This is a genomic window from Stenotrophomonas aracearum (assembly GCF_031834615.1).
GTDB lineage: Bacteria > Pseudomonadota > Gammaproteobacteria > Xanthomonadales > Xanthomonadaceae > Stenotrophomonas > Stenotrophomonas aracearum.
Genome location: NZ_CP115543.1, coordinates 2512448 through 2528076, shown reverse-complemented (window position 1 = coordinate 2528076; position 15629 = coordinate 2512448). Strand labels below are relative to the sequence as shown.

The following is a 15629-nucleotide window of genomic DNA, read 5'->3' as shown; positions in this document are numbered from 1 at the left end:
GCTCCTCCACTTTGTTCCGGCTTTCAGTGCAATGCGTTCTCACCGCTTCCCTTGCTCTTATCGCGAGCAATTGGCTCAATTGGAGCAGGATGATGAGCACGAAATTCTTCAACGAAGCAAACGAGCACTTCACCAAGATGTTTGGCATCAGCATCGACGAAGCGGGCTTCTCAGAAGCCGAGTTCAAACAGCGTTATGGCGATCTTTCAGCTCTTGAAGCTGCTCACCAAATCGGTCGCGACTACGATCTTGATCGAGTTGACCTCGGCTGGAACTGAGCAACAAAAAAAGCCCCGGAAATCCGGGGCTTTCTTCGTCTGCAGCAGGGCATGCTCTACCAGAATTTCTGCAGGACAGTCTTACCTTCCAAGTCAGTTCTAACGGCCTTATGCGTCACTTTGAAGCCCTTGATTGCCATATCTTCTGTATATTCGACCTTGCCGACGACATCGCCATGGGCGTCAAGAACAGAGTAGTTGGTGATGTCAATGTTGCCTAGCGGTCCAGTTTCTCGCGAGCTTTCCCGGCGAAGTGTTTCGCCGTTTTTCAGGTCAAGTTGTTCAGTCAAGGACATGAAAGTTCTTCTTTAGTGTGTGTGGATCAGTCAATGGGTGGATCAAACGAAGCGAGCTTCTGAGGGACTTTGACACCAGCTTGCGCCATGCATGCAGCGTCGCAACCTTCCTTCTCACTGATCGGCGTGAGGCTCACTGCATCATAGGCCTTGAAGTAGCGCGTAGCGGGTGCCTTGTCCTCGATGACAAGCAGAGTCTTCCGAGACTCACCCAGACAGGCTGCGCTAATGCGTCCAACGCCCAGGGGAGGGGTGATGACCTTCCGCCCGGATGTGACCTTCATCGTCATGTCGCCACCGTAGTTCCGTCCCCCTACGCGGCCATCAGTTGCGTTCTGATCAACACCTGTCAATTCGACGATACCTGGGCCGCAGAACCCCTTGGCGGAGCCGTTGAACCTGTCGAAAGCAAAATTCCTGCGAATACGATGTGTGATTTCATCCTTGATCCCCTTGCGCTCAAAGCGAGCAAGCAGATCACAACGTAGATCACCCCCGACTTCAACCCCCCTGCGCCAACGCCCCCCAAGGGGCTGGCTGTGGAACGGGCTATCGCCCATCATCAGGCCGAGCCATGCGGCCCTTCAACTCCCATTGGGGCGAAGCCGCAGCGCAGCTGCCAGGTGAAGCGATAGCCCCGGCTTACCCGCCGCCCCCTCGCAGGGGGCATAGGCGGAGGGGGTGACAAGTGCTGACGATCTTGCTCTTTTCTTGATCCAAAAAAAGAGCGCGACAGCGCCCTTCTTTCCTTTAGCTTTAAGCCTAAGAGCCTTAAGGAGGCTGGAAACCGCTGTGCCACAAGGGATTTCGCTTGTTTCGGTTCTAGATATATCGCAGAAAGTTCTTGAAATATCGCAGTGATGGTTCTCGATATATCGCAGTGCGGTCCTAGATATATCGCACAAAGTTCTCGATATATCGCAGGAGAATTTAACCGAAGTGTTGAACAGTTTGCTGTTTGAGGTTGACAAAAGGTGGTATTGGCCTATTCCTTAATTGATGTCATTTTAAGGAGATGGTTTCGTGTGTAAAGAAGATATTTATTCTAAAATTCCATTGGGCCTGGCGCGATCCGCACTGTTTGGAACGTCTATGACGTCGAAGAGTGAGCGAGTAGAAATTCATCTCGAAGACACCAGCTTGGCCGTTCAAAAGCTACGCGCAACCAAGGTGAGCTATACGGGGCCTGTGCTCAATCAGCATCACTCTTTGCTGTGGCAGAGCATCATTTCTGCATATGTCGAGCAGAAGACCGACACCGTTGAAATCAGTGGGAACGAGCTGCTTCGAAGGATGGGTAATAAATCCACTTGCTCGCAGATGCACAGTCGCTTAATCAAGATGCTCAGGGATCTGAGAAGTGGTGAGATCAGCTATCAAACGGCAACACACGACTACATGGGAGGGTTGGTCTCTGGAGTGAAGATTGCGCGAGTCAACGTTGGCACGAGGGTGCGAAAAGGGAACATCACGATCACGATCAACAAGGAATTATCCAAACTCTTTGATGATGAAGTTTTAGTCAATGATCTGACTCGTAAAGTGGCACTGGGGAATAATCAACTTGCATTGTGGCTTCACGACTTCATTGCTACTCACAAAGTTGTTCCTCCAATCTCGCTATTGGAGCTAAAACGCCTGGCGCGTTCCGGGTTCGAGTTGAAGAAATTTAAATTTGAAGTCAAGAGGGCGTTGGTAGTTTTGTCTGCCCCGGAGTGTGGACTAGTTACCGGTTTCTCGATTAATAAGCACAACGTTCTTTCTGTCAGCAAATCTCGCACCAACGTCGTCATCCTTGATCAATTCCGAGCGGCAAAGGCTTCCGGTGACGCCTCAGCGTCCTCCGAAAAGAAGGGGTCAGTCTTGGCGCGTCAGCAACGCGCAATGCGAGCGAAGGTCGCTTTATGACTATGAGACGGCTAAGCGTTAAGGAGAGGGCTCGATTGGTGCGAAAGCTCAAGCGGGGCGACGAGAAGCATTCGTCCCTCGCCCGTGAGTTCGGTCTGACCAGGCAACGGATCGGTAGCATCTGCATCCAGGTCGGCGCACCTCGTAGAACTGAAATGCTAGAGAAGAAGCGTCTCGAAATCGCGGCGTTACTTGTTAGAGATCCTGGGCACTGTCTCGCCCAGCTTGCACGAGAGCAGCAGGTCTCAGGTTCTCTTGTTCAGAGCGCTAGAAAGATGGTCGGCCATGAGCCAGTTTCGATAAAAAGACTTAAGAAGCGTGAGGAAATCAAAGCTCTGCTGCGCCATGCTCTCAAAAAAGGTATGACACGGAGTGATGTTTCCGGTGTATTTCCTAACTCTCGAAAAATAATTTCCGGTGTCGCAAGAGAGATGGGTATATCTCTTGGTCCGTCCGGACCATTGATCAAACGTTCGCGAAAAGAGATGGCTAAGACCAAGCGACGATGATTTGATTTGACAAAGGCCACTTGGAGTGGCCTTTCGTTTATCTGGATCCAATTCTCGCAAGAGATGACTCAATCGTTCGAATGCTTCCAATAGCCTTCTCTGACAAATAATCAAATCCGATCATCAAGCATGTGATGACGATCAGCCAGGTAATCAGGCGCCTCATACAGCAGTTCCCAGAGCACTGCTGATCAAGCGGCCGATGCCAGAGAGAACCGCGTAGCAGCTCAGCAAAGCAAGAACAGCCAGTGTGACCATTGAGCCTGCCGAAATTAAAAGGCTTTCGTGATTGAAAAGATATTTGAACATGTTGATCTCCTTTTGGTGATGAGGCTTTGAGTGCCTTTCATTTATTAAAAGGCTGATCGCAATTTTGTCAAGTATTTGGAGTCAAAACTGTTGACAAAAGTTGGAACTGCCTTTTTCTCAAGTTAGGGAATAACCCCGACTGGAGATCAGCATGAAAATCAAATATGACATCGACACGACGATCAAGTTCTATCAAGCTCATTTAAACCAGAAAGAAGAGCGAGCATCGCGTTTAAAGAACCGAGCTAAAGATCGAGATAGACGAATGATGGGTCATTGGAACCGTCAGCGCGCATCACAAGTCCAAGCGGTGCTCTCATGAAGATCTGCATGTTGAATGGCAAAGGGGGAGTAGGGCGCACGACTCTCACGCTCAATCTCGCTCATTGCTTGCAGTGCACCTACCCAAGTTCCAGCGTCTATGTCGCTGACTTGGACGTCCAAGGCTCATCCCTCGCCTGGGCAAGGCTGGCCGAGGAGACGGCCTTCACGGTAGGTGTCGTGAAGTCACGGGCACAGCATGACTTTCACCTCTTTGACACGCCACCGAAGCTGCCTGAGAACGGTCTTGTTCCTGAGGCTGACGTCTACATCATCCCAACACTCTTGGATGCTGTGAGCTATGTCGTGTTCTTGAAAACGATGCAGCTCGTGCGCAAGAAAGGCTTGCCTCACATCATTGTGGCCAACCGCTTCAATTCCGACCGCTCTGAGCATCGCCAGCGCTTCGCACAGCTCCCTCCCGGGGCACTTATCGTGAGAGATCGCGCCATTTTTTCCTCGTGTTATGGCTACGGTGAGACGGTCTTTAATCGTGTTGGGGTGAGATCCAGCCACGCTCAGCAGGACATCAAAGCGATTGCGCGAGCAGTGAGAGGATTTGACAGCCGAGCCTGGGGCGATCTATGAGACGCCTTCCAGATCTCGATACCGCGCTAGACGTCATTCATCAGTCTGGGCATTGCAGCGAAAAGCGGATCAACGTCGAACTTAGGTCGGCACCTGAGCCGGAGGACTATGAGTGCCGGCAGTCCTACTTTGACCTAGACGTCCGCAGCCGGAAAGGGCAGAACCAGGCAAGACCCATGAGTGACGCAGGTGAGTAGACCAGCGGAAGAGAAATTCATTGAGGCAGCAAGGACAGGTGACCTGGTCACGTTGCATGAGCTGCTGGTCCAGGTTGACCCCAAGGCTCAGCACTCGAAAGCCCTGGCAGTGGCGGCAATGAACGCTCGACTTCAAGCCGCTCTGGTGCTCTATCCAGTCTCTGACCCGGAGGCCATCGAGCACTGGTGTCATCTACGGCAAGGCACAGACCCTGAGTTGATCCTACGAATGGTCGAGTGGGCAAGGACAGGGAGCGTCGGGCCAGGCAGCCCAAGCGAATACAGCAGGGCCATGGCGATTGCTGCGGAGGAGCAGCATCAGGGCCTCATGGAGCTTCTTTATCTGCACTGCTGTCCTTCTGAGGCGATGTGTTATTGCAAGGAGAGAGCTTGGTTCGCCGCATCTAGGCGGCTGGAAGCATATTTCATAGAGCGGGCGACAACAGTTCCAAATGCGAACGCTGTTGGCCGGAGGTTGTGAGGACAGTCTTTGCTCTCCTTGTTGTTTGTTGAAGTTTTATATTAAGGGGTATTGACAAAAATGCGATTGGCCTTTTACTGGGAAAAAGGAGATCACTATGACTAATGAAGAACAACTAATTCGAGCTGCGAAGTATGGCTGGCTAGAAGTCGTTAAGGGCCTAATTCCTGTTTCAGATCCAAAGGCAAATGACTCAGAGGCATTGGCTTGGGCAGCAGCGAGGGGGAGTAAATACGTTGTTGAAGTGCTTATACCTGTTTCAGATCCAAAGGCAAGTGACTCAAGAGCGTTGGGAAATTCCGCATACAACGGGTTTAAAGAGGTTGTGGAAATGCTTATTCCTGTTTCTGATCCAAAGGCAGATGGCTCAAAGGCATTGAGCGATGCCGCCTGTAACGGATATAGGGATATTGTTGAAATGCTTATTCCTGTTTCAGATCCAAAGGCGAATAACTCAGAGGCGTTGAGAGGTGCCGCCTGTAACGGATATAGGGATATTGTTGAAATGCTTATTCCTGTTTCAGATCCAAAGGCAAATGACTCAGGGGCGTTGAGAGATGCCGCCTGTAAGGGGTATGGGGATATTGTTGAAATGCTTATTCCTGTTTCAGATCCAAAGGCAAATGACTCAGAGGCATTGGCTTGGGCGGCAAAGCGGGGTTGGCAAGAAATCTTTGAACTGCTACTTCCTGTTTCAGATTCAAAGGCCAAAGCTTCGCGGGCCTTGCGGCATGCGGCGGAAAATGGCCACACAGAAATAGTTAAAATGCTCATTCCATTCTCAGACCCCAAGGTGAATGGTTCACAGGCGCTGCGAGATGCGGCGGAAAATGGCCGCAGGGAAATAGTTAAAATGCTTATTCCATTCTCAGATCCCAAGGCGAATGATTCACAGGCTCTGCGAGATGCGGCGGAAAATGGTCACACAGAAATAGTTAAAATGCTCATTCCATTCTCAGACCCCAAGGCGAATGGTTCACAGGCTCTGCGAGATGCGGCGGAAAATGGCCACACAGAAATAGTTAAAATGCTCATTCCATTCTCAGACCCCAAGGCGAATGGTTCACAGGCGCTGCGAGCTGCGGCGGAAAATGAGGATATGGAAATGATTCAAATGCTGATCGCCGTGTCTGATGTGGAAGCAGCTTGCGAACAGCTTGATGAATCAGAAGTAACACTTGTAAAGGCTATGGAGGCTGACTTCAGGATGAGAGAGCTTCAAGCCTCAACTGTCCAAATCCCACAGAGCTTCAATCAATGCGTTGATCAAGCGAAGTCTGACAGCCAGGGCACTGCGGCCACTCAAAGAGTCCAGGCCCGAAGGCTCTGATGCACCTACCCAAGTTCAAGATAGAGCCCCTTCGCCGGGGCTTTTTTGTGTCTCCCATCGGTCGCCTTGCGCTGCGCTCCCAGGTGCTGGCGGTCGGGTAAGCACCAATCCTCTGATTTAGAGGCACTGATTAGATCCTGGAAGCTTGACAAAAGTTCGATCTGCCTTTTGCTTGATTCATCCACTCAATAAAGGAGATCACATGAAAATCAACGCAATTCAAAGACTCATCTGCAAGGCCCGTGAGGCCGGAGTTATTTCGATCAAAGAGGGAGTCTTTCTTTCAACGGGAAAGAGCATCAAGGAGAAATTGCTTGTCTGGGATGAGGCATCTTCGAGTGACGTGCTAGACGATGATCTTTGGATCTACACAGAGCAAGGGCTGTTTATGCCATTGGGTCAAAGGCCAGAGCGCGAGCTCAATTGCTATGTATAAGAAAAGACCGCCGAAGGGCGGTTTTTTAATGGCTGCATCTATTGACAAAAGTTCGATCTGCCTTTCAATGAATATAAGGTAAGGAGATCACTTATGAACACTCAAATTAAACTCAAAGACATCACGACCCCCGAACAACTTAGAGAGCGTATTGGCAAAGACGGTTTAGGATTTCCCAAGCTCTCACTGGGGATCTATTGGAAGCGCTTCAAAGGGTTGATGACGACCAACCGGACAAGTGAGGCGCAAGTTGAGACTCGTGTTGAGTTCTGCTGCTTCGATGGCACCAAATCCGTCCGCCGATTCGTCTAACCGAGGAGACCAAATGAACGCTTATATCTCAGATGTCCAAGTTTGCCTTGCAGCTAAAGAGAGAGCTTTGGTCTTTGCTCTCCCGCTGAATTCCTTCACGAATTGACGGGGTATGCTCAGTCTGACTTCGACCATGCTTTTGACAGAGCGGCACGCAAGGGCCTAGTCAACGTCTACGGACGAGACACGGTTCTGATTTCGGGCAAGGGCTCTTTGTTCTTGCAGAGCCAAGCCATCGAGGATCATAAATGGCGTGCTGTTGAACGAGTCAAGCAACAGCTGGTAGAGAGAGAGGAACGCCGGCGCTGGGATGTCCGGCAGCTCATCAAATCAAGGATGGAATTCGCACGAGAACTTCGTGCTGCTTGACCAGGACCATAGGCCGCTGGCCCACCGCGCCACTGGGTGCGCCGCACGCGATCACTGATCGCCCCATGCGGGCCTGAGTCGCTTGCTCAGGAACCAGGGCTCTTCCGCTCAATAGCGTCCCAACGGTCTGCTGCCGCACGGTAGATGAAGCCCAGCACAGGAAACGTCAACACCACTGCTGCGGCGACAGCGAAGTAGGATCTAAGTGGCTGCACATCTCCGTCTTCGTCTGTCCAGCCCCAATCGTAAGGAATCCAAAACAATGCGCTTTTGGTGCCCCCATAGATGAAGATAGCAACGCCCAGCCACGCCAGGCCAAAGTAGATCCACTTTAGAGGTGACATGACCGACTGGATGTGGGCGCGGCGAACGAACGCTTGTGGCTGGAAGTGGGCACTCCAAACATAGTGGATCAAGGCAACGAGCGAAGCGGTAGTGATAGCACCCGCGATCATAGTAATGACAGACATCTGCCCTCCTGGGCGGACTGAATTAGGTGCGTAGATCACTCATTGCATGTGCAGCAGTCTACCGCCCTGAGCGCTCGTTGCGCTGCCAACTATGGCGAGCGAATTCTTGCGAATAAAGGGTAAAAACCATTGCTAAAGAATAGCTTTGCGCTTTAATGAGGTTGTTCAAATAATTGGGAGATCTCATGTTTTTATATCACTGCACTGACAACGAAAATCTTTGCAAAATTCCATTAGATGATTTTACGAAGGACAATGTCATTCGTGGACTGTGCTTTTCTGATAACGCTCTAGATCACTTTGGTGACGTAACGTATCGAATAGAGCTTAAAGATGAGGGGAATATGCTCACTACCGATATGCTTCACAACCTGGATGTATCACCAACCAATTCTATTGACTACATGTCTGACAGGCATGGAAACCCGTTAATTATTAGGGGGGAAGATATTAGATCTGCGTTCGAAAAAGCCTGCCTTGAATTCGATTACGATAAAGAACAGTGGGAGAACCTGTGGGCATGCGCGATTGAGTTTGACGACTGTAGTGGCAACGATGAGCTTATTGAATATGCCAATGGAGAAGATCCAGCCTGGGATTTGCAGAGCATACGCGGCCGAACCGCCTATCATCTTGGTCTGGCCGGAGCTGTGATTTCAGATGAGAACGGAACTTCATACATCATCTCAGATAGCAGCCTTCGGCTTGATCGAGTCGAATACGATGACGAGAACATGGAGGATCAGTGGCGTGTCGTGGAAAGGTGCTCACATACTAAAGGCGCTGATGAGTCTACGTTGACCCAAAAAGAGTTCCAGACAAACTCAGTGGAAATTCCCCCGAGCTTCAAGGAATGCGTTGCAAGCCAGCATAGTCTTGGTCCGGCATCTGTAACGCGAGTCACCAGTTCCCGTCGTCTTTGAGCTAGCACACGGTGCATCGGCCGAGTGTCAGATTTTTCTGACACCCCTAGTCTTCACGTAGCGCTTACAATGCGGTTGTCGTCAAGGGAACAGGGGAAGTTCGTGCGCTCTACCATTTCACCGGCCGTCCTGGCCGCACTATGCGTCTTTTTTGTAGGTTGTCAGCAGGACGCGGCTTCAACAACCTCCGGTCACGTGGCAAACAAGCCTCCGATTGTCATTACAGAGGAGCCTTGGGTAGGCAAAGCCTTCGATGGTGAGACGGTTCGTTTGAATCCTCCCATCCGGTTCTACCAGGAACTCATCCGGGCGCGCAACCAGGTGGCAAAAGGCGAGTTCGAAACCACCGCGGACTATGAGAAGCGGAAAGCGGAGCTATCTCTACCTGTTGGCATTGATGCCGGCAAAGTCTATCTCTTCGAATTCACGACGAAGGTCAAATATGATGCTGATCAAGGGGCGTATACAGCGGATCCAAGCTTTTGCACGGACTACGATTTCACCACCTTGAAGAACACATTGGCTTGCCGCCTGGCTAGTGTCGAGGGTGCGCCGCTAGTCAACAGGCGGGAGGTCTACGGACAGACCCAACTGTTTGAGAAGAAGACAGACACCGAGTATTCGGTGCTCATGTCCCCACAAGATGTTCGTAAGATCGCTAAGCGTTCCTCCCAATACGCAAGCTATGCGTTGGCCTCGAAGTGTCCAGTGGCAGTAGAGGAAGCTAAAAATTACGGCCCGATTGCCATGGCTTACGGTGTGACCTTTGAGCGACCTGACTTCGTCAAGGGAGACACCATGCATCTGCACACCTATCCGGAATATAAGAACGAATGGGACGTAGAAAAAATAGGCGTCTTTGGCAAGATGGCATCACTGGTCTGCTACACCAACGACGAGCACAAGCGTGTGGTCTATCGGCAGGTGCTCTAGATGCCACACTCTAAAATTCGCAGGCGAACGCGGTTCATGCACGGGCTGGCTCTTCTGTTTTTGGGCCTCTCGCGTCTTGGCTCGCCTTCGGGCTACTTGTGGAGTTCCAGGAGTCGCCAAGCTCGGTAAGCACGATTCCGTCAACTTGGGGCTACTACCTCGGGATCACGGCGATCCCGATGATCTTCGGGTTGATTCTTGTCGCATTTGTGCGCCCAGCATATGGATGGCTGATCTATGCGCTCGGCGCTGCATTTATGCTCTACGGACAGGCTGCATTGTCGGCTATGCCAACTCCTTACTGACCGGACCAAGCCATGCTGAAAGAGTTCCCCAAGCCGTTGGCTGCCACCATTGGTGATGTCGTTGGCTCCTACTACTACAGTCACCGACGCTTGGAGACGATGCTCTATGAAGCAGGCGCTTCTGGCGATGTTCCTGAGGGAAATTGCGTTGATAAGGTTCAAAATTGGCTTGTGAGAGAAGGGAAAGAGGATGTCTCTAAGGCCTTCACCATCCTTGGCAAGCTCATTGAAACGCTGATGGATGGTGAGGTCTCGACATGGGACCCCGACAAAGAGCTCACTGCTCGCAAGCGAATCAACGAAATTCTCGCTCGTTATCAACTGTCCTATGGATTTGGCGGCCGCATTCTGGGCGCTCACTCTGTCACAGCTCCAAGCAAGGCGTTCGGCGATGCTTTGAAGGACTTCTCGGTCGCAGAAGTGGAGGAAGAGTTTGAGCGAGCGGTGAGATTCATTGACAGTGATCCGGCCGCTGCCGTCACGGCAGCATGCGCAATCGTTGAAGCTCTCTGTAAGCACTACATCGCCACGGAGCGCCTGGACCTACCCACGAGTCAGACAGTGAAGCCCCTGTGGGTTGTCGTTGCTAAGCACTTGAAGCTGTCGCCTGAGCAGCTGGAAGACGACGACTTGAAGCGTGTGCTGTCGGGGCTAAGCTCCATCATTGATGGTCTCGGTGCTTATCGAACGCATGCGGGCAGTGCCCACGGCCAGCACAAACGCGCCTACAAGGTCGCTCCAAGGCACGCCCGTCTCGTTGTCCACTCAGCTCATTCTTTGTGCCTGTTTGTTGTGGAAACTTGGCAGGCCCGGAAAGCCCTGGCCAAGGGGAGATAGGGACATGATCGAACCACACCGAAAAGCAGTATTAGCGGCGTTGCCGGAGCTCAGCTCGGTCATCCTAAGCCCCAGTTTTGCAGTGCTGACGACAGAACATCAGTGCTGGACATGCGCAGCCGTTGTATCGGTGAGTGCTCTGTGGGTGCCAAATTTCGTCGAGCGTTTTGATGACGGCGAAGAGCTTTCCGTCGAAGACGCAGCCGTTCTCAGATTTGTGGAGTCGATCAACCTTCCAGCCGCGCAGCACATCTCAGCAGCTGCGCCCTGGATGCTGATGGCGACGACAAAGGGATCGGGCACGCGCTACCTCGCCAACCGCTGCCAAGCGTGCGGTGCTATCCATGGCGACTTTCATCTCTTCGATGTAGATGGACCGTTCGGATTGGTCACATTGGAGAAGCAGGGGGCAGATCACATCCGTATGCACATTGTCAATTATCCAATTGAAGCTGTTGCTGGGATTGCCCAAGCAACGTGGATTGAACAAATCTCTGCGAAAATTTTGCAGCCACAGTAGTTTTTCAGCCTTCCAGCTGAGCTGATAGCCTCGCTTTTGCGGGGCTTTTTTATGCTCGGCGGCGGAAGCTGAACAAGCATTTATGGAAAGGGACAGTGTTCACGTGGAGGTTTGTTAATGCAATGCATATCTTTGTTTTCGAAGCTTAGCAGCCCGCTAAGTATCGGAGACAAAAATGAGTTTTATTGATTTGACTGAGTTGCAATCTGAAGATTTCAGCGTCCTGATGCACCACGATTTGGCGCATATCATTCAGCGCCTTCTTCCTCTCGATGTTGAAATCGAAGATACTTATTGCGAAATCATGCGCCACGCTAAATGGGCGATTTGCGTAGGGGTGTTGCGCACTCGACAAATTGTCAATGTCATCATCGGGTTTAATTTCTTTGGACACTCAATTCGTGTCGAAGTCCATCTCTCTGCGTGTGGGATCATCTTGGATGTCGCGGAGGATGCTCAATGAGTTTTTATTTTGAGAGTGTGCTTGAAGATGCATGTCGCTGCGGTGGATTTATCGAGTTTTGGTTGGAAGAAGATGATGAGTCGGCGAGGGCCGAAATCCTTGGGTTTGCAGCGATCTATTCAAAAAAGAACGTGTTCGAACGTTTCTTTGACTGTCAGGATATCTCAGCAGACATTTTTGATCAGGCTCTCCATGTCACTAGTCGTCATGGGAAAAGATCCAGCAATCGAATTGTGCGTCTTGCTAAAAACAGAGGGTTGCTCGTTGGACACGGCGCGTATTTGCTCTCGCGCAATAGTCGAACGATGTTTGAGCGCGGATACAATTATCGATCAATTTCGGATCGTCACTTGAAAATGCTTTACGACAATTCTGATCTCGCTGAACTCTCTCGATGCGAGAAGCTGATGGGTTCTGTCATGAAAAGGAGTGATGCTTAGCTGAGTTGGAGAGATAAAAGGCGAGCTTCCAGGACTGCGTAAGCGCTGTCCTGGGAAGCCTCCTCAATACGCTTTTGGTGATAGAGAGCGAGCCGCTGGCTGCGGTTTCGCTCAACCCTCGCGGCACTTTTCCGACGCTTCCGCAGTGCGTCAGGCTTGTCAGATAGCGCCCGTCTTGCGTCAGGGCAGCGGCGAATTTGCTGTGCCCTGGTGGCATGACCAGGCCGTAGGCGCGATCTGAGAGCAGCGACAGACCGCACATGGTCTGGCCAGAAGTCTTGCCACTCGCTTCCGAATGGATGTGCGTCTTTGCCTGGGACTCGCACCGGCACCATAAAGGCGTTGAGCTCGATGAGTGACCAGATCAAGGGTAGGAAGTGCTCTCGATCTATCTGGTAGACGCTCACGGCATCGTCCAGCAGCGCCGCGCTGGCACCCTGAAATTTGGTCAGCACCTTTGCGACGGCCAAGCTCTGTGCATCACCAGAGCGTCTGGCAAAGCCGATGAGTGCCAGGTCAGACGTGTGGTGCGCGAAGACACGAAAGCGCGGCTCGGCCCAACGCTTGGCCAGGTGCTTCAACACTGAGCTCTTCATTGAATTGTGGGTGTGGGGCGTCCAGTGATTGGCAGAGCGCGCGAGGAGCTCGACGCGGCGCTGAATCAGGTCAGTTGGGGAAAAGCCCAGGGCGCGGCCGTGCGATGGAAGGGGTGGGGCAGCAGCTGGGCTGCAGAACGCACCGCCCAGGCTGAGCAGATCTGAAGTGCCGCGCCTGCGATTACAGCGCTCACAGCACAGAAAGCAGTTAGAGAAGTCATCCGGGCCCCCAAGCTCAATGGGAACGATCTGAGCGACGATGATTGACGATTCATTGGTGAAGTCGATCTTGCAGATGGGGCAAGAGGTCTGCATCGATCTCAACTGTTGGCGAAGCTGTGCTGGCAGATTGAATGCTTGGCGAGCCGATAGTTCAGAGATGGCTTGGCTGAAATTCGCAATCGGATCATCAAGCGAACTTTGCTTCGCTTCGTTCACTTGCTCGATCCTAATTTTGTCTGCTGTCTCCATAAAAGCTGTCGTCTCCCGTGCTTGCTTGATCTCATTTCAGTGAAGCAGAAATTGAGATCGGCGCAAGAGTCAGGAGCGAAAAGAAAGACCAGGAGCGAAAAGAAAGAGCAGAAGCGTCGGCGGGCGGAACGGCAAAGTCATCGTCATTTTCACAAGTCTAGATCATACACATGACGCACCTTGGGGTGTTCCGCGCTGACCCCCGCGCGCCCTGTGTAGAGACTCTGAGAGCTTTGCAGCGCAAGGATTAAAAGAAGCCCCCGACAAGGGGCTTTTTAATGCCTTCAATTCCCCTCAGCATCTTTCGCTAAATAATTTTAAGCACACCCCTTGCCAATTCACGGAATCGCCTTACGGTCAATTTATGCCATACGGAGAATTTATGAAGCTGATCAAAAGAAATGTATTACTTGAGAGTGATCAATTGAGATCACTCAACGAAATGGCCATTCGGAAAAGAACGAGTGTCAATGAGTTGATGCGGATGGCGGTAGATGGACTGTTGAACGATCAACTGTTCAACGAGCTCCATGAAAAAACAATGCAAGAGCTTAGGAGTTTTGCTGATCGTGAGGAAAGGCGACTGACAGACGTTCGTAGAGAACTTCTTTCAGATCTAAGTGCAGGAATCCAGGCAATGACCGAGGCATCAGAGCGGCATATCGAACGAAGCACTGATCTGACAAAGGCCTTTGTTCGAAGTCTTTCAGATGCATTGAACGGTGAGCCGATCCAAGAAAAGGCAATGCCGGCAGTGCAGGGCAGGAGGTCGAGTCGAGAAATATTGAATGAGATGCAGGGCCAAGGTGCCACCAAAACTAACAACAACCCTAACTAACAAAGGAGATAGAAATGAACAAATTAACATTAACCATGATCACGATGCTTGCCGCTTCACTCGCAGGATGCGCCACCATTGACCAACTTGCCGGCGGAAATGCCTCACCGGTCAACAAAGGCACAGTCGCGAAAGGCGCGGGAATTGGCTGCGCAGCTGGTGGTGCACTCGGGGCCATCTTTGCAGGCAAAGACGGTGCGCTGAAAGGCTGTGCTGCGGGCGGATTGATCGGCGGAGGCTTTGCTTACAAGCAAGAGCTCGCACGAGCCAGAGAAGCCGCAGATGCAGCTCGCTTGGCGGGAATGAAGGCAACAGTTGAAGTGAAGACCGACACCTCTGCCGATGGAAAGGCCACGGAAAAATTCCAAGGTCTAGTGATCGAGTATGACCCCGCATCGGTGGTCAAGCCTGACGAAAAGACCAAAGCCTTCTTCGACAAGCTCGGCACGATCTTGAAGTCTTCAAAGAATGAGCTGACTGTTAGAACGGAGGGTGGGGCGGGGTGCTTGGCAGTCGTCGGTGAACTCAATGGGCGAGCAGCTTTGGCAAAACACGAACTCGACAATCAATGCGGAAAAGTTCCAACCCACCGCATCTTAGTCTCCCCACTGCCGGAGCTGAAATAAGTGGAGCCTCTCGGGGCTCTTCTTATCTCAAATGGAGATCAAGATGAGTATCAGTGATTACGAACGAAGAAAATTATTGGAAAAAGCTGCAAAGCTTAAGGCTGAAAAAGAAGGTGGGTCATCTTTTCCAAGTCCTCTAAACAGGCAGCAAGTTCAAGATTGGAAGATGGATCAGCGCTTGGAACAGGCCCAGATCGCAGCCAAGGCCACTGCACAAACCACGAGCAAATTTGCCAAAGAGCTTGCGGCCAAGACTGCCAAGCTTGCCCAGGAACAAGCGCAGCGGGCCAAAGCAAAGGCAGGTGCATGGAAGCAAGCACAGGATGCGAAGCGAGCAGAACAGGAGGATGGTAAGCGGATCCAGAATGCTGAGCTTGATCGGGAAGAGCAAAACCCGGCCATCGAGAACACAGCTGTTGCCAATCCCCAAGCGCTATCGAAGCCCACTTTCAAGATCCTGGCTTCCATAGCAGTCTTCACCGCTCTTTCAGGAGCAGGTGTATGGTTCTGGACTCAGCACGAGAGCGAGAAGACCCCTGAGCTGCACCAGGTCGATGTGCCTTCCACACTGCCTGTTGCGCCAGCACCTCAGGTCCAGGAAGCGCCCAAAGCATCTGAGCCCGTCCAGGTCATAGAGCCTGTGCATGAGATGTCTGTGACGCCCAGTGTCGAGGAGCAGCCAAAGTCGGTTGAACCGAAGCTCCAGAAGGTAGACCGATCACCTGCACCCATTGCGGTTGTTCGCGCACCCAAAAAACGATCAGAGATGCGACAACAGATTGAACAACCCAATACAAAGGGAAGTGATTGGGTAGAGAAAGCTAACAATGATCTCGATCACTTCGCAGAACAATTAAAATAAAAAAAAGCGCA

General features: G+C 51.6%; 22 protein-coding genes. 17 read left to right on the top strand and 5 right to left on the bottom strand.

What is annotated here, in order from left to right; translation table 11 throughout:
- Nucleotides 1-92 precede the first annotated feature (92 nt).
- Complete coding sequence (locus PDM28_RS11520) at nt 93-278, top strand: hypothetical protein (protein ID WP_138927555.1); 186 nt, start codon at nt 93-95, stop codon at nt 276-278.
- A gap of 56 nt (nt 279-334) precedes the next feature.
- On the opposite strand, the gene PDM28_RS11515 is transcribed toward PDM28_RS11520, so the two are convergent.
- Together PDM28_RS11515 and PDM28_RS11510 are read right to left on the bottom strand one after the other, a co-directional pair.
- A complete protein-coding gene (locus PDM28_RS11515; protein WP_138927554.1) occupies nt 335-574 on the bottom strand; it encodes a hypothetical protein in 240 nt (79 codons plus the stop codon).
- A gap of 26 nt (nt 575-600) precedes the next feature.
- Nucleotides 601-1137 carry a hypothetical protein gene (locus tag PDM28_RS11510; protein WP_311182107.1) on the bottom strand — a complete coding sequence of 179 codons (537 nt, stop codon included), beginning with the start codon at nt 1135-1137 and terminating at the stop codon, nt 601-603.
- A 460-nt stretch (nt 1138-1597) separates the two neighbouring features.
- On the opposite strand from PDM28_RS11510, the gene PDM28_RS11505 reads away from it, so the two are divergent.
- Nucleotides 1598-2482, top strand: a complete 885-nt coding sequence (locus PDM28_RS11505) for a hypothetical protein (RefSeq protein ID WP_311182106.1) — start codon at nt 1598-1600, stop codon at nt 2480-2482.
- A 38-nt stretch (nt 2483-2520) separates the two neighbouring features.
- The gene (locus PDM28_RS11500) at nt 2521-2991 is read left to right on the top strand and encodes a hypothetical protein (RefSeq protein ID WP_311182105.1); all 471 of its coding nucleotides are present in this window, start codon (nt 2521-2523) and stop codon (nt 2989-2991) included.
- 162 nt (nt 2992-3153) lie between these two features.
- Here the strand turns inward: PDM28_RS11500 and PDM28_RS11495 are convergent, their stop codons facing one another.
- Nucleotides 3154-3300 (bottom strand): hypothetical protein, encoded by a 147-nt coding sequence (locus tag PDM28_RS11495; protein ID WP_311182104.1) that lies wholly within the window; start codon nt 3298-3300, stop codon nt 3154-3156.
- A 151-nt stretch (nt 3301-3451) separates the two neighbouring features.
- On the opposite strand from PDM28_RS11495, the gene PDM28_RS11490 reads away from it, so the two are divergent.
- The 5 genes from PDM28_RS11490 to PDM28_RS11470 all read left to right on the top strand — a co-directional run bounded on the left by PDM28_RS11490 (nt 3452) and on the right by PDM28_RS11470 (nt 6965).
- A complete protein-coding gene (locus PDM28_RS11490) occupies nt 3452-3622 on the top strand; it encodes a hypothetical protein (RefSeq protein ID WP_311182103.1) in 171 nt (56 codons plus the stop codon).
- A gap of 8 nt (nt 3623-3630) precedes the next feature.
- A complete protein-coding gene (locus tag PDM28_RS11485) occupies nt 3631-4209 on the top strand; it encodes a nucleotide-binding protein (RefSeq protein ID WP_311182102.1) in 579 nt (192 codons plus the stop codon).
- A gap of 775 nt (nt 4210-4984) precedes the next feature.
- Nucleotides 4985-6217: an ankyrin repeat domain-containing protein gene (locus tag PDM28_RS11480; RefSeq protein ID WP_311182101.1), complete on the top strand. Its 1233-nt coding sequence runs from the start codon at nt 4985-4987 to the stop codon at nt 6215-6217.
- Between the two features lie 202 nt (nt 6218-6419).
- Nucleotides 6420-6653: a hypothetical protein gene (locus tag PDM28_RS11475; protein WP_311182100.1), complete on the top strand. Its 234-nt coding sequence runs from the start codon at nt 6420-6422 to the stop codon at nt 6651-6653.
- A gap of 93 nt (nt 6654-6746) precedes the next feature.
- Entirely contained in the window at nt 6747-6965 is a 219-nt protein-coding gene (locus PDM28_RS11470; protein WP_311182099.1) for a hypothetical protein, read from the top strand.
- A 455-nt stretch (nt 6966-7420) separates the two neighbouring features.
- Here the strand turns inward: PDM28_RS11470 and PDM28_RS11465 are convergent, their stop codons facing one another.
- Nucleotides 7421-7804: a hypothetical protein gene (locus tag PDM28_RS11465; RefSeq protein WP_311182098.1), complete on the bottom strand. Its 384-nt coding sequence runs from the start codon at nt 7802-7804 to the stop codon at nt 7421-7423.
- Nucleotides 7805-7989: 185 nt separating this feature from the next.
- Between PDM28_RS11465 and PDM28_RS11460 the strand changes: the two genes are divergently transcribed.
- From PDM28_RS11460 to PDM28_RS11435, 6 genes are all read left to right on the top strand, one after another.
- Nucleotides 7990-8727, top strand: coding sequence for a hypothetical protein (locus PDM28_RS11460; RefSeq protein ID WP_311182097.1), 738 nt, complete (start codon nt 7990-7992; stop codon nt 8725-8727).
- Between the two features lie 102 nt (nt 8728-8829).
- The gene (locus PDM28_RS11455) at nt 8830-9660 is read left to right on the top strand and encodes a hypothetical protein (RefSeq protein WP_311182095.1); all 831 of its coding nucleotides are present in this window, start codon (nt 8830-8832) and stop codon (nt 9658-9660) included.
- 317 nt (nt 9661-9977) lie between these two features.
- Nucleotides 9978-10802: an abortive infection family protein gene (locus PDM28_RS11450; protein WP_180845979.1), complete on the top strand. Its 825-nt coding sequence runs from the start codon at nt 9978-9980 to the stop codon at nt 10800-10802.
- Nucleotides 10803-10806: 4 nt separating this feature from the next.
- Nucleotides 10807-11322 carry a hypothetical protein gene (locus tag PDM28_RS11445; RefSeq protein ID WP_311182093.1) on the top strand — a complete coding sequence of 172 codons (516 nt, stop codon included), beginning with the start codon at nt 10807-10809 and terminating at the stop codon, nt 11320-11322.
- Nucleotides 11323-11497: 175 nt separating this feature from the next.
- Nucleotides 11498-11785 (top strand): hypothetical protein, encoded by a 288-nt coding sequence (locus tag PDM28_RS11440; RefSeq protein WP_311182091.1) that lies wholly within the window; start codon nt 11498-11500, stop codon nt 11783-11785.
- On the top strand, nt 11782-12225 hold the full coding sequence (locus PDM28_RS11435; protein ID WP_311182090.1) for a hypothetical protein: 444 nt from the start codon (nt 11782-11784) through the stop codon (nt 12223-12225). The genes PDM28_RS11440 and PDM28_RS11435 overlap by 4 nt, the downstream gene beginning before the upstream one ends.
- On the opposite strand, the gene PDM28_RS11430 is transcribed toward PDM28_RS11435, so the two are convergent.
- Entirely contained in the window at nt 12222-13259 is a 1038-nt protein-coding gene (locus PDM28_RS11430) for an HNH endonuclease signature motif containing protein (protein ID WP_311182088.1), read from the bottom strand. The genes PDM28_RS11435 and PDM28_RS11430 overlap by 4 nt on opposite strands.
- 415 nt (nt 13260-13674) lie before the next feature.
- On the opposite strand from PDM28_RS11430, the gene PDM28_RS11425 reads away from it, so the two are divergent.
- The 3 genes from PDM28_RS11425 to PDM28_RS11415 are packed head-to-tail and all read left to right on the top strand — an operon-like array spanning nt 13675 to nt 15618.
- Entirely contained in the window at nt 13675-14130 is a 456-nt protein-coding gene (locus PDM28_RS11425) for a hypothetical protein (RefSeq protein ID WP_311182087.1), read from the top strand.
- Between the two features lie 14 nt (nt 14131-14144).
- Nucleotides 14145-14756, top strand: a complete 612-nt coding sequence (locus PDM28_RS11420) for a hypothetical protein (protein WP_311182086.1) — start codon at nt 14145-14147, stop codon at nt 14754-14756.
- 43 nt (nt 14757-14799) lie between these two features.
- The gene (locus PDM28_RS11415; RefSeq protein ID WP_138927534.1) at nt 14800-15618 is read left to right on the top strand and encodes a hypothetical protein; all 819 of its coding nucleotides are present in this window, start codon (nt 14800-14802) and stop codon (nt 15616-15618) included.
- Nucleotides 15619-15629: the final 11 nt, after the last annotated feature.